Genomic DNA, 13,301 nt, shown 5'->3' on the forward strand with positions numbered 1-13,301 from the left:
AATTTTGTAACTTAAAGCCTATTTTTCCAATTCGATGAGAAAGGTAAAATAGACTTTATGATCAATAATGGAGGGAGTGACTTCTTCTGGGCAAGATACTTGATGCAAAAGCACTAACAAGTGCCATGGACGCAAGGGCAAAACACTACCAGGAACTCCGCGAACAAATGGTAGATTTAAAAAAAGCATTACAAGGTGTTTCTAATCTCGGTGACGACTTCACTGGGAAAGGTGCCGATAACATTAAAAGCTTCTACAAAGAGCTCGCTGGAAATGTAGACATGTTTATCAGCTTCATTGATAAGCAAAAAGCCTTTCATGAAGGTGTTTCTGGGACACTCGATGATACAAACTTTGGCGGCGATACCTTCGTAGAAGAACACTTTTTAGACAACGCTGTACATATGGGCATCAAAAATGCCAAAAGCATTGTAAAGGATCAAAAAAAGGCACTCAAAACGATTTTTCAAGACATCGACGACCTCATTTCTCTAGAGGTATTTGACAGCAAAACCTTTGATGAAAAAATTGCAAATGCAGAAGATGAACGAAAAAAGACAGTAAAAGACCTAAGAGAGCTTGATCAAAATTTAAAAGATGAATATGCTTTGTCAGAAACGGAGCAGCAAGCTACAATGGCATTGTACGCAGAAATGATGAATGCGACAAATGATGGAAAAGCCATTTCGCCGATGAATTTTGACAAGAAAGCGTATCAAAATAGCGAAATCTACAAGGCAAAAAGCGATATTGAGAAGCAAACTGCTGAATATCTCAAAATTAAAAAAGAACAAGAAGAAGCTAGAGAAATCGCAAAGGAACAAGAAGCACTCGCCAACCGCCCTTGGTATGAAAAAGCACTTGATTATGGTGGAAATATCGTGAATGAACTGACTGGAGTAAACGATGCAAAACGCGCCGCAACGGGCGTTGACCCGATCACAGGCGAAGAACTTACCGCAGGACAGCGCGTCGCCGCAGGCGGCATGGCAGCGGCAGGCTACATTCCAATAGTCGGCTGGGCAGGGCGCATTTTCAAAGGCGGAAAGGCTGTCTATAAAACGACTCAAGCCACATCAGCCGCAGTCAAGGCAGTCGACGTCTACAAGACGTCACAAAAGTCCTTTGACGCCTTAAAAACATCACAAAAAGGTTTATATGGCATCACCGCCACCAACGGTTTCAGCGAAGCGATTACGGGGCGAGATATGTTTGGAAATAAGGTCTCGAAAGAACAGCAGGAAGCGAGCATGAACGCAGCGCTTGGAATGCTTTTGCCGTTTGGGGCGAAAGGGTTTCATGGGAAGATGGGGGTTAAAAGTACTGCTAAAAATGTAGATAATGGTACAGTGTGGAGGAATATAAAAGTTACTCAACCACTTTATGAAGGTACAAAAATCCCAAAATCTTTTGAATTAGCAACAGCAGATGGAAAGTTCTGGGTGCATCCAAATGGAACAAAACATATGGTTGAGTATATAACAAGAGATGCTACTACACATGGTATGCCGATAAATAGTCAAACTTTATTGTCGAGTTTCCAAAGCTCTGTTAACAATGCTGCTAAGCAAGGAATTAAATATGAAGAAATTATGAAGGTAGGTAATTGGGAATTAATATTTAGTAAACCCCGGGGAGACGGATTACTACCAGTAATAAAGCATGCTGTGTATATGCCTTAAAAGGAGAAATGATGATGTTAAAAGTAATAGATTATAAAGACAGTCAACCTATAAACATTGAATATGATCTTTATACACCGATTAATATAGAATTTGGTAGTTGGAATATATCAAAAGAGCCAACGATATATTGGAGAACTGGAGATTTCAAGAAATCTTTAATTGAAATAGGTTTAGGGAAATATACAGGTAATATTCGTTCAATTACACTAACGTTAAGTGAAAATGTACACAAAATGGAAAGTTTGAAATTAGATATGGAAGATATAAATATGGTTAAAGGTGTACCGAGTTTTCAGATAGAAGAATCTAATGATAATACCTATATAGACGAAAAAGGTAAATTAGACGTATATATAGGGAAGGATAGGGTATTAATTTCATTCTCAGAAAATGTTGCAGTGTCTATTTTACAAAATGATACAGTAGGATTTGTTTTGGATAAAGAAGAAGTAGTTTGTGGTATTATCATAAGTGGTATGTTAGAACATGAAAAGAAAACATTAGAAGATGCATTGAATTAAAGTATTATGAAATACAAAAACCTTGATGGCTAAATGTCTTTAAAGGTTTTTTGTGTTGATCGAAGTTTAGAAAATTATTTGATAGTGATGAATATGGTGAAAGAATTTTTAATTATCAAGAAAGTGCTAGAAGCCACCTCATGATCAAGTGAAAACGGATTATATAATTATTTATAGCTGTTTTTTGTTTTGTCCAAACTTAGAAACTGAAAGGGTTTTTAATATTGAATGATATATTGACAAAGAAGTTAGTTATAGAAAGTGGTATTGAGTTTGAAAAGTCTCTAGAGTATGGGGGACCCTACGAACTAGCGATTGTAGAATATACTCAAGGAGGGAAAGAAAAACTATTTACTGGACTAGCCTATGATATGTACGAAAACGGACATATTGAAAGTTATTTCTATGTAGAGAAAGGTATTAAACAGGGGAAGTATGTGGAGTTTTACTCAAATGGCAGTGTGAAAAAAATAGGGTATATGAGGAAGAACGCTACAGAGGGATATCAAGTTGAGTTTTTTGAGAATGGAAATAAAAAGTATGAATGTGAATGTATTGCTGGCCGAGAGATGACTTACATAAAATATGATAAAGAGGGTAATGTGAAAGAGCATAAGGCAGAACCTAGTGAATCAGATTTAATATATGCTGAAAAATTCAATGATTGATCAATGGTCACATGAATTATCAGTTAAAAAAGCTTAAAATGAGAAGAAATCAAGTAGAAATCATTACAAATTGAAAAGGAGAATAAAAACCATGCTATGGATCCTCACACAAAACCAGCAAACTCTAATTCATGTCCAAGAAGTCTCAGTAAGCGGGAAAAAAATTGAAGGGATGATCTTGGGAAGTACTTCTTGGGCAAAGATGCTCGGCAAGTATGACTCAAATGATCGCGCAGCAGAGATTCTTCAAGACATGATGAAGACGATTGAAGAACATCCAAATGCCACGATGACATACCGAATGCCACTTCAATAAAAAAGAAACCACCTTTTCATCGTGAAAAGGTGGTTTTTGTTTAGGATGGTGTTTTTCCAAAGGCTAAGAATAAAGGGATGCCTGTGCCGACAAGGGTTGTGGCAAATAGGAACATACCGCAAATAAATAGAAAATGGCTGGCTGAAAAGACGAGTGCCAGAATGAGAAAAACGATGCTGAGTCCTACCATGCTATAGGATGGGACAAAGCGGCGTTTGTAGGTGGCTTTCTTTGTTAGGAATGAGAAGAAAATACCAAATACCAAAGGGACAATCCATAAGTAAAATAAAATAATAAGAGACATACATCATACCTCGATTTTTCCTTCTATTTTATCAGATGCCGATCACAACGGATACTACAAAGCTTCACTTTGTAAAATAATTCATGCAATCGACACAATTAAGTAGGCTGATTCATCGAATACGTTTTTTGTTTCATATATTCAGGCTGTAAAAGGGCGTACACACAATGATCGGTAAAGCGATTGCCCAGCCATTCACATTGCCTTAATATTCCCTCAAGCGAAAAGGATAATCTCTCTGCAATGCGTCTGCTTTTCTGATTGTCGACAGCAGCCCTAATCTCAATACGGTGCAGTCCGCACTCTTCAAATAAATAGCGAATGACCGCTTGGCAGGCTTTTGTCATGATGCCTTTTCCTTGATAGCCTTCTCCGAGCCAATAGCCGATTGAAACGGTCCTATTGATCCAATGAATTTGATGGGTGCCAATGATGCCGACGAGTTCTCCATGTGACCAGATGCCCGCTTGAAAACCGTTGTTCTGCATCGCTTGCTGCATGGCGCCTTGGATAAACGCCATACTGTCTTCCTCTGTCTGCGTTGAATCCACCCAAAGCATCCATTCACGTAAATGCTCTCTCGACCGCTGAATGAGCAAATACAGACTTCTTGCGTCTCTTGGCTCAAGCAGCCGCATGGATATCTCTTGATCCTGATAAACAAACATGAACCCACATCCTCTCAGGGGAATTCTACCATAACCAAATGGAAAGAAAAAGACAGCTCAACACTGTCTTTTACATAAACGTATCTACAATTAAGAAAAGATTAAGTGCTACAACAAGAGCTGCTATCACCCAAGATATTCCTGTCACCCAGCGGGCATTCGTTAATTCGCCCATAATTCGCTTTTTACTTGTAAATAAAATGAGCGGAATTAAAGCAAAGGCAATACCAAAGGATAAGACGACCTGACTCATCACAAGCGCGGAGGTCGGGTTCACCCCAGATGCAATGATCGCAATAGGGGGAATGATGGTAATCAGCCGGCGGACATATAGCGGGATTCGGTATTGAATAAAGCCCTGCATAATGATATCGCCTGACAGTGTACCAACAGAAGAGCTGGATAGTCCGGCTACAAGCAGACCTACACCAAATAAGATGGCTGATACAGGCCCTGCGAGTGTATCAAAATGCTGAAACGCAACATCCAGATCTTCAACAAAGAGACCATTTTTATAAAATAAAGCGGCTGCCACAATCAACATGCTGGCATTGATGGCCCCGGCGACTATCATCGCAATGAGGATATCTAAAAACTCAAAGCGGAAAATCTGCTTTTTCTCCTTTTCCGTTCTGCCGACGACTCTTCTTTGGGTTAAAGCTGAATGTAAGTAGATTGCGTGAGGCATCACAGTGGCGCCTAAAATTCCAGCTGCAAGCAGCACGCTGTCTGCGCCATCAAATTTTGGAATGAACAGTCCGCCAGCGACACTTGCGATATCTGGTTTGGCGACAAAGGTTTGCACAGCGAAAGCGATCACGACAACGAACAGCATGCCTGTAATACCTGCTTCTAATGCTCGATAGCCTCGTCTTTGCAGCTCTAATATCGCAAATGAACCGATAGCGGCGATAATAGATGCTTCAAGCAGAGGGATTCGAAAAAGCAAGTATAAACCAAGTGCCGCCCCGATAAACTCAGCTAAATCCGTAGCAATAATGACGAGCTCTCCCTGAATCCATAAACCGATTGAAACGGGTTTTGGAAACTCTTCACGTGCGATTTCAGGTAAGTTTTTACCTGTCGCGATTCCAAGCTTTGCGGATAAGGACTGGATGAGCAAAGCCATGAGATTTGATATGAGAATGACCCATAAAAGGAGATATCCGTATTTGGAGCCAGCCGCAATGTTGGTAGCGAAATTTCCTGGATCAATATATGCAATGGCTGCGATAAAAGCAGGGCCGAGAAAAGGAAGGAGCCTTCTAAATCCTTTGACCTTTCCTTCAAGTGCACGTTCAGCTGCCGCTGACATGTGTGCCTGTGCCTCGATGTATTTGTTTGTCATATGTCATCACCTAGATTCTACAAAAGTTTTGCTTTGGCACAAAAAGTTTCCTTGATGCAATTTTTAATCATCATATGCCCATCTTCATGAAAAGTCAACTATCTGAACTAATAGGTTTGTTTATCATATGTAAGTGAAAAAAATAGATACCTTGTCAATCCATCACATAAAAAACACCGCCTCTTAGACGGTGTCCCTACTGCTTCCTCTGTTATTCGTTTTTTTTAAGATACCCTTGATCCCACACTACGGAAGATCAGGCTTAAGATAATGACAAAGATCGCTGCTCCTAAGATTGCTGGAAAGATCGCAAAGCCTGCCAGACTAGGACCCCACGTTCCAAGTAATCCATGACCAATCCAAGCACCTGCAAGCCCGGCAATCATTGAACCGATCCATCCTCCTGGTACACTACCTCCAGCGAGTGCACTGCCAATAAGGCCGATGACAATCGCCACAACTAATGAAATCAGAAATCCTAACATGTTGATCACTCCTCTTTTTGTTTGTGTATTAAGCAATAACCGTTTTGAAAAAGTTTCAAACCTTTCGAAACCGCTTCAATGTTCTATACGTATGATGAACAAGGATTGTGTATAATAACAAACAAATACTTGAGCGGCATCTAAGGAGGCAAATGGCATGGAGGAAAGAGAGTGGCTAAAAGCACAATTAAAGGAGATTGAACAGTGGGAGAAAGACCAGCAAAAGGTATGGTTTTGGGAGAAACTCAGCCGCCTTCCATTTCAAATGCTGGACAAGCTGACGCCTGCCTTTATTCAGAAAAAAATCGGTGTGCTGCTTGATGAAATGGGGCATTACATTCAATCAGGCGGTGCCTATTTGACATCAGAAAAAGGCATCATCCATCAATTTCAAAAGAAATGTGCTGATGATTCCATTCAGAACATAGAAGATATTGAAAAAGCTCCTATTGAAATCATGGATGCCATTAGTGAACATATGGGGAAAAACAGGACGAACCTCGCCACGGTACAAGGTGCGACAACTGGTGTCGGCGGTATGTTTACGCTGGCAGCAGATATTCCTGCGGTACTGGGTCTTTCCCTTAAAACATTACAGGATATTGCCGTCACCTATGGCTATGATCCTAAAAACAAGGAAGAGCGGGTCTTCATCATAAAATGCTTACAGCTGAACTCTGCTGATGTGGTGGGGAAGAAATCTATATTAAAAGAGCTGAGGAGCTATCAAGCTTCAGAAGGAAAGCACGAAAACATGATTTCCCAAATCCAAGGGTGGCGTGAAGTGGTGTATAATTACCGGGATTCGTTTGGCTGGAAGAAACTGTTTCAGCTTGTTCCCATAGCAGGCATTTTGTTTGGCGCAGTCTCCAACCGCTCACAACTAAAAGGTATTGCCGAAACAGGCATGATGCAATACCGAAAGCGAAGAATTGTCACAAGATTAGAAGAGCTCACGCAGCAAGAACAGAGTGAATCTGGTGCATAAAAAATCCCTTTCTCAAAGGGATTTTTTATTTGGTCTCATCCTCATCTTGAAAAGCATGGATAGGAGAATGTTCATAACGCGCACGCAGCTCGCGAATCTGCTTGATTAGGGTGGAACCAATGGTTTTTTCGGCTTCCTCATACAAAGGATCGAGGGCTTTCACCCATTTTTGTCTTTCTGCTGGCGTCAATTCATGAATGGCAATCGGCGATTCCCGTTTAATGTCCTCTAGCTGATCTTTGTTCATCTGTTCTGCATGTTTTTCATTCCAAGCTGTTGTTTCTTCCATGGCTTCAAGTAAAATTCGTTTCGTTTCAGGTGTCTGGCGTTCAAAGAAGGATTGATCTGTTAAGACCACATAGCCCAAATACCCGTGATTACTGATCGTCATATAGTCTTGTATATGATAGAATTTTTTTGAATAAATATTTGAAATGGTATTTTCTTCACCGTCTACTTTTTTTGTCTCTAATAGCTGGAACGTTGAATTAAACGATTCCTGATAGGGCTTTGCGCCAAGAAGTTTGAATTGTTTTTCAATCATGTCGCTTTGCATAATGCGGAGAGATTGGTTTTTTAAATCACCAGGCTGTTTGATTGGACCTTTATTAGAGGTGATTTGCTTAAAGCCATTTGTCCAATAGGCCATTCCCTTTAGCCCGTCTTTTTGCAGGGTGCCAAACAATCTTTGGCCAATTGCACCGTGCAAGCCTTCTTGAACCGCATCATAATTAGAAAAAGCAAAGGGAAGGTCAAGAGCCAGCCACTCAGGGGACAGCATGCCGAGCTTCGAGGTAGACGGGGCGATAAATTGAACTTGATTCTCTTTAAGTGCATTAATTTCTTCTATATCAGAATAAAGACTCCCGTTGGAGAAAATCTGAATGCTGATCTTCCCATCAGATTTTTCGTGCACAAGCTCAGCAAATTTCTTTGCGGCAAGTCCTTTTGGTGTATTATCTGCCACGACATGGCTAAATTTGAACACAAGCTGATCCTTCAGCCCTGTCTGTTCATCATCAAAGGTCGTCGCTGATTTTGGCATCATATGATAAAAACCAAAGTATAAAGCGGTTACAAAACCGATTATGAGCAATAGTGTATAGGCGAGTAAATTCTTCATGCGTCCGATCCCCCTTATGTCAAGCATACTTGACCGAGGAAGAATTCGTAAAGATACAGGTGAAAAAATGATGAGAAATCGATTGAAATTACAACAATTATCTATTAGATGGAAGCTCACCATTCTCACATATTTCGTTGTCATTTTCGCCCTTTTAATCGGAGGAATTGTCCTTGTTGGGGGAATCCAGCAAACAGAGGAACGAGAGCTTCGAAAAAGGCTCATGAACACGGCGAGAACAGTGGCTGAGATGAATGAGGTGAAGCAGGCGTTAGCTGATCAAACAAAGGAACGTAACCGATTACAGCATGCCATCGAAGAGATTCGGATTATTCAAGATGCTGACTACATTGTCGTCATGGATATGGAGCATGTGAGATTAACGCATCCAGTAAAAACAAGGATTGGTCAGCGCTCGGAGGGGACAGATGAAGAGCCTGCTTTTGCAGAGCATATTTATTTCTCAGAAGCAGAGGGAGAGCTTGGGACAGCCATCAGAGCCTTTTATCCAGTGAAGGATGATCAATTTAATCAAACAGGGGTTGTCCTTGTAGGGAGAACGCTGCCAAGTATGATTGATATATTAGGAGAAATGAAGCGGGATATCCTCATGATCCTTCTGCTGACGCTCAGCTTTGGGCTTGTAGGCTCATTTTTGCTCGCCCGTCATATTAAACAGCAAATGTTTAAGCTGGAGCCGCATGAGATTGTCAGAATGCTAGAGGAGCGCACCGCAACCTTCCACTCTATTAATGAAGGGGTCATCGCCATTGATAATCAGCACATGATCACCATTTTTAATGAAAAGGCGAAGCAAATTTTTGGTGTGACAGGGGATGTCGTAGGCGAAAATATTTGGGATGTGCTGTCTGACACAAGACTCCCTGAGATCATTGATCGCGCTGAACCCGTTTACAATGAAGAAATTCATATGAGCGGAAAGCGGATTATGAGCAGCCGGATTCCGATTGTCATGAAAAAGAAAATTATCGGAGCGGTCGCCATTTTTCAGGATCGGACAGAAGCGGCAAAATTGGCAGAGGAGTTAACCGGAGTCAAGAACTTTGTTGACGGTCTGCGGGTGCAAAACCATGAGCATATGAACAAGCTTCATACGATTGCCGGGCTGATTCAGCTTGGTAAACCCGATCAGGCGCTCGATCTAGCCTTTCAAACGACGGAAGAACAGGAACATGTGATGGACTTTCTTCACCGCGTCATTCAGCATGATGCCGTTGCGGGATTATTGATGAGCAAAATCAGAAGGGGCAAGGAGCTAGGCATAAAGGTCGAAGTAGACGAACATAGCTGTCTGCGTGATTTCCCTGAGCGTCTAGATCAGCATGATATGACGAAGCTGCTTGGCAATCTGATCGAGAACGCCTTTGCCTCGTATGATACTGTAGAAAGAAACACAAAACGCATTTCTATTAGTATTGATCAAACCGAGGATGTCCTCGCGATGTTAATTGAAGACAATGGCTCCGGGATTGAAGAGGAAATGATTCCTTATATTTTCGATAAAGGTTTCACACACGGCAAAGAAGGCGGAACAGGCTATGGCCTGTATATTGTAAAAACGATTATCGACAAAGGAATGGGAAATGTAGAAGTCACATCAAGCATCGGCATTGGTACCACCTTCTCAATCGAATTCCCAATGACAATAGAGGAGAGAGACAGATGACTCAGATTAAGGTGCTATTAATTGAAGATGACCCGATGGTGCAAGAAGTGAATAAAGAGTTCATTAAGAGTGTTCCTGGCTTTCAAGTTGCGGCAGTCGCAGGTAATGGGGAGCAGGGCATCCAGCTGATCAAAGAAATTCGTCCAGACCTTGTTGTCCTCGATGTATATATGCCAAAAAAAGATGGCGTGAAGACGCTTCAAGACATTAGAAAGCAAAAGATACAGGTGGATGTGATCGTTATTTCTGCGGCAAAGGACAAAGAGACCATTGGCATCATGCTTCAAAATGGCGCACGAGATTATATCATCAAGCCGTTTAAGTTCGAACGTATGAAAGAATCACTTGAAAACTATAAAGCGTTTAAATCTAAAATTCGCACAGCAGCAGAATTTTCTCAGGAGATGCTGGATGATATCATACGAAAGCCTGCTGTTAAGCAGGAGGATACTTGGCTCCCTAAGGGGCTGAATGTGCATACGATGAATGAAATTAAAGCCTATATGGGCTTGCAGGAAGGCCCGCAGTCTGCAGAGGAAGTTGCCAATGCACTCGGCATTGCCCGTGTCACGGCACGCCGGTATTTAGACTTCTTAGTGAAAGAAGGCGAGCTGAAATTAGATATGCAATATGGCGGGGTTGGCCGGCCTGTCAATAAATATATCGTACATTCTGACTAAGAGACCAAAAAGACCAAAATGTACGATATGTCCATAAGCTTCACAGCCTTTGGTGAAATCGCTATCATTTAGCTACAGATAACAGTTAAGCGTTTACATCAAAGGGTGAGGGAGTTGATTTTTTATGAAGAGGCTTTTGAAGAACCTGACATTTCAGGTGGTTGCAGCTGTCATTATCGGGATCATTGTCGGAATGGTTTGGCCAAACGTCGGAAAAGAAATGAAGCCGCTTGGTGACACCTTTATCAATGCCGTTAAAATGGTCATTGCACCAATCATTTTCTTAACCATTGTTCTTGGTATTGCCAAAATGGGGGATATGAAAAAGGTTGGAAAAGTTGGGGGAAAAGCATTTATTTATTTTGAAGTCGTCACGACGCTTGCCTTGGTCATCGGACTTTTTGTCGTAAATATCATGAAGCCAGGTGCAGGTCTGGACTATAGTAAGCTTGAAAAAGGGGACGTTTCGCAGTATACCCAAAACGGGGGACAGGGTATCGACTGGATGGAATTTGTCACACACATCGTTCCATCTAACATGGTAGACGCCTTTGCGAAGGGTGATATTTTACAGGTCTTATTCTTCTCTATTTTATTCGGTGTTGCGCTTGCTGCACTTGGCGAGAAGGGGAAAGGAATCATTGAGTGGCTTGATAAGCTGTCACTTGTTTTCTTTAAAATCATTGGATATATCATGCGTGCTGCGCCGCTCGGTGCATTTGGGGCAATGGCTTATACGATCGGACACTTTGGTTTGGCATCGATTAAACCGCTCGCAAGTCTGATGCTCTCCGTTTATATGACCATGTTCCTGTTCATCTTCGTTGTGCTGAACATCATTTGTAAAATGTATGGCTTCAGCCTGTTCGGTTACCTGCGGTTCATCAAGGATGAAATTTTAATTGTTCTTGGCACAAGCTCATCAGAATCCGTGCTGCCAAGAATGATGGATAAAATGGAACGCTACGGGTGCTCTAAGTCTGTGGTTGGTCTTGTCATCCCAACAGGGTATTCCTTTAACTTAGATGGAACCTCGATCTACTTATCGATGGCTGTGGTCTTCTTAGCGCAAGTGTTTGGTGTAGATTTGTCAATCGGTCAGCAGATCACCATCATCCTTGTCCTGATGCTCACCTCAAAGGGAGCGGCTGGGGTGACAGGAAGCGGATTTATCGTGCTGGCTTCTACACTCGCTGCACTACAGGTCATTCCGCTAGAGGGGCTTGCACTGCTGCTTGGGGTAGATCGATTCATGAGCGAAGGAAGAGCCATTACAAATCTTATTGGAAATGGAATTGCAACAATCGTTGTTGCGAAAAGTGAAGGTGAATTTGACGAAGCGAAGAGCAAAACAGCACTTCAAGAAATGCGCAATATGAAGCAGGCTGTATAGTATAAAAACAACCTAAAAACCGAAACCTTATGTTCTACATGGGGTTCGGTTTTTTCTTGTGTTAAAAAGAAAAAACATTAAAGCTTGATAAAATTAAAACGAATCGTAAGACCTTATTGACCTTTTATTATATAATTTACAGAAAGATCCGATATAATGTATATCAGATCCGATGAAAAATAGACTTTAGTCCTGGCAGGTGTGTAACGTAATGGCGGCATTTTTTAAATTGTTCGAAAAACCCGGTGTTAAGCGGTTTTCTGTATTTGTAGTATTAGCCACAGCCTTATATCTATTAAGAGGAATGATGAATTTAATTCTTTTGACCTTCATATTCACCTTTTTGATGAATCGGTTAGAAGAGGTCATTAGAGGTTTTTTAAGTCACTTCCTGAAAATAGGACAGAAATCGGTTATCACCATTTTGTATATTCTTTTGGCTGGTGGATTGACGTTTGGCGGATTCGTGTTTGTGCCAATTATCGCCAAACAGGTGGAGCAGCTATTTCATTTAGGAAAGAAAATTGCAGATCATCCACAAGATTTACCCTTCTTTGATGTCATCACCAACGTATTCGGAGATTTTAAAATATCAGCTTACTTTGAGAAAGGGTTTAATTTCCTCTATACATACTTAACAGATTTCAGCACGTTCAGTATCCAGGTCATTATGTCCTTAATATTAAGCATGTTCTTCCTGTTCGAAAAGGAACGCCTCATTCAATTCATGAACAAGTTCAAAACGAGTAAAATCTCTGTGTTCTATCATGAAATAGCCTTCTTTGGACGTAAATTTTCCAGAACGTTTGGAAAGGTACTCGAAGCACAGTTTATTATTGCAACCGTTAACTGTGTCTTAACAACTATTGCGCTAGGCATTATGGGATTCCCGCAATTATTTGGATTAGCGGTCATGGTCTTTTTGCTAGGCTTAATCCCAGTAGCGGGTGTGGTCATCTCACTTATTCCACTCAGCATCATTGCGTATACCCTTGGAGGCGGCATGTATGTCCTTTATATTGTGCTGGTGATCGTCATCATCCATGCCATTGAAGCCTACTTCTTAAACCCGAAACTCATGTCAGCAAAAACAGAACTCCCTATTTTCTTCACATTTATTGTGCTGATCTTCTCTGAACACTACATCGGGATTTGGGGACTCATTATTGGTATACCAATCTTTGTGTTTATCCTAGATATTTTGGAGGTCACCAACAAGGAGGAAAGTAGTTAAAAAGTTCATTTGAACCTGTTTACAATTTTCTAAAAATAAGGTATAAATAGTATGAAAATATCATAATAACCACACGCTTAATCCTTCTAAAGGAATGGGGGACCCACTATTTTGGGGTGAATTTTTCTCTGTTGAGAAAAAAGGACATCTCTTCGTCCTAACCCGTCAGCTAACCTCATCGGCGTGAAGAGAGTAAACGGT

Annotated in this window: 14 protein-coding genes and 1 riboswitch; of the genes, 9 read left to right on the forward strand and 5 right to left on the reverse strand. The window is 41.2% G+C overall.

The window, feature by feature from the left end:
• Nucleotides 1–125 precede the first annotated feature (125 nt).
• The 4 genes from ACP7A0_RS11330 to ACP7A0_RS11345 all read left to right on the forward strand — a co-directional run bounded on the left by ACP7A0_RS11330 (nt 126) and on the right by ACP7A0_RS11345 (nt 3,190).
• On the forward strand, nt 126–1,682 hold the full coding sequence (locus ACP7A0_RS11330) for a ribonuclease YeeF family protein (protein ID WP_426005169.1): 1,557 nt from the start codon (nt 126–128) through the stop codon (nt 1,680–1,682).
• A 14-nt stretch (nt 1,683–1,696) separates the two neighbouring features.
• Nucleotides 1,697–2,206, forward strand: coding sequence for a hypothetical protein (locus ACP7A0_RS11335; RefSeq protein WP_034663993.1), 510 nt, complete (start codon nt 1,697–1,699; stop codon nt 2,204–2,206).
• A 221-nt stretch (nt 2,207–2,427) separates the two neighbouring features.
• The gene (locus ACP7A0_RS11340) at nt 2,428–2,874 is read left to right on the forward strand and encodes a toxin-antitoxin system YwqK family antitoxin (RefSeq protein WP_034663991.1); all 447 of its coding nucleotides are present in this window, start codon (nt 2,428–2,430) and stop codon (nt 2,872–2,874) included.
• 91 nt (nt 2,875–2,965) lie between these two features.
• A complete protein-coding gene (locus tag ACP7A0_RS11345; RefSeq protein ID WP_003214145.1) occupies nt 2,966–3,190 on the forward strand; it encodes a hypothetical protein in 225 nt (74 codons plus the stop codon).
• 40 nt (nt 3,191–3,230) lie between these two features.
• Here ACP7A0_RS11345 and ACP7A0_RS11350 read toward each other — a convergent pair whose 3' ends face one another.
• From ACP7A0_RS11350 to ACP7A0_RS11365, 4 genes are all read right to left on the reverse strand, one after another.
• The gene (locus tag ACP7A0_RS11350) at nt 3,231–3,494 is read right to left on the reverse strand and encodes a hypothetical protein (RefSeq protein ID WP_034663988.1); all 264 of its coding nucleotides are present in this window, start codon (nt 3,492–3,494) and stop codon (nt 3,231–3,233) included.
• Nucleotides 3,495–3,592: 98 nt separating this feature from the next.
• Nucleotides 3,593–4,162, reverse strand: coding sequence for a GNAT family N-acetyltransferase (locus ACP7A0_RS11355; RefSeq protein ID WP_034663987.1), 570 nt, complete (start codon nt 4,160–4,162; stop codon nt 3,593–3,595).
• Between the two features lie 70 nt (nt 4,163–4,232).
• Nucleotides 4,233–5,510 carry an Nramp family divalent metal transporter gene (locus tag ACP7A0_RS11360; RefSeq protein WP_106037117.1) on the reverse strand — a complete coding sequence of 426 codons (1,278 nt, stop codon included), beginning with the start codon at nt 5,508–5,510 and terminating at the stop codon, nt 4,233–4,235.
• Nucleotides 5,511–5,734: 224 nt separating this feature from the next.
• Nucleotides 5,735–5,995, reverse strand: a complete 261-nt coding sequence (locus ACP7A0_RS11365) for a GlsB/YeaQ/YmgE family stress response membrane protein (protein ID WP_034663984.1) — start codon at nt 5,993–5,995, stop codon at nt 5,735–5,737.
• 157 nt (nt 5,996–6,152) lie between these two features.
• Between ACP7A0_RS11365 and ACP7A0_RS11370 the strand changes: the two genes are divergently transcribed.
• On the forward strand, nt 6,153–6,983 hold the full coding sequence (locus ACP7A0_RS11370; protein ID WP_426005173.1) for an EcsC family protein: 831 nt from the start codon (nt 6,153–6,155) through the stop codon (nt 6,981–6,983).
• A gap of 25 nt (nt 6,984–7,008) precedes the next feature.
• On the opposite strand, the gene ACP7A0_RS11375 is transcribed toward ACP7A0_RS11370, so the two are convergent.
• A complete protein-coding gene (locus ACP7A0_RS11375; protein ID WP_034663982.1) occupies nt 7,009–8,106 on the reverse strand; it encodes a DctP family TRAP transporter solute-binding subunit in 1,098 nt (365 codons plus the stop codon).
• Between the two features lie 67 nt (nt 8,107–8,173).
• Here ACP7A0_RS11375 and ACP7A0_RS11380 point away from each other — a divergent pair, with 67 nt between their 5' ends.
• The 4 genes from ACP7A0_RS11380 to ACP7A0_RS11395 all read left to right on the forward strand — a co-directional run bounded on the left by ACP7A0_RS11380 (nt 8,174) and on the right by ACP7A0_RS11395 (nt 13,100).
• Nucleotides 8,174–9,793, forward strand: coding sequence for an ATP-binding protein (locus tag ACP7A0_RS11380; RefSeq protein ID WP_411265982.1), 1,620 nt, complete (start codon nt 8,174–8,176; stop codon nt 9,791–9,793).
• Complete coding sequence (locus ACP7A0_RS11385; protein WP_060595580.1) at nt 9,790–10,473, forward strand: response regulator; 684 nt, start codon at nt 9,790–9,792, stop codon at nt 10,471–10,473. The genes ACP7A0_RS11380 and ACP7A0_RS11385 overlap by 4 nt, the downstream gene beginning before the upstream one ends.
• Before the next feature lie 124 nt (nt 10,474–10,597).
• Nucleotides 10,598–11,866: a C4-dicarboxylate transporter DctP gene (gene dctP, locus ACP7A0_RS11390; protein ID WP_106061848.1), complete on the forward strand. Its 1,269-nt coding sequence runs from the start codon at nt 10,598–10,600 to the stop codon at nt 11,864–11,866.
• Nucleotides 11,867–12,077: 211 nt separating this feature from the next.
• Nucleotides 12,078–13,100, forward strand: a complete 1,023-nt coding sequence (locus tag ACP7A0_RS11395) for an AI-2E family transporter (RefSeq protein ID WP_034663979.1) — start codon at nt 12,078–12,080, stop codon at nt 13,098–13,100.
• A gap of 64 nt (nt 13,101–13,164) precedes the next feature.
• A riboswitch (cyclic di-AMP (ydaO/yuaA leader) is annotated at nt 13,165–13,298 on the forward strand.
• Nucleotides 13,299–13,301 lie beyond the last annotated feature (3 nt).

The sequence above is a fragment of the Bacillus sp. DWP3-1 genome (assembly GCF_049896565.1).
Taxonomy (GTDB): domain Bacteria; phylum Bacillota; class Bacilli; order Bacillales; family Bacillaceae; genus Bacillus.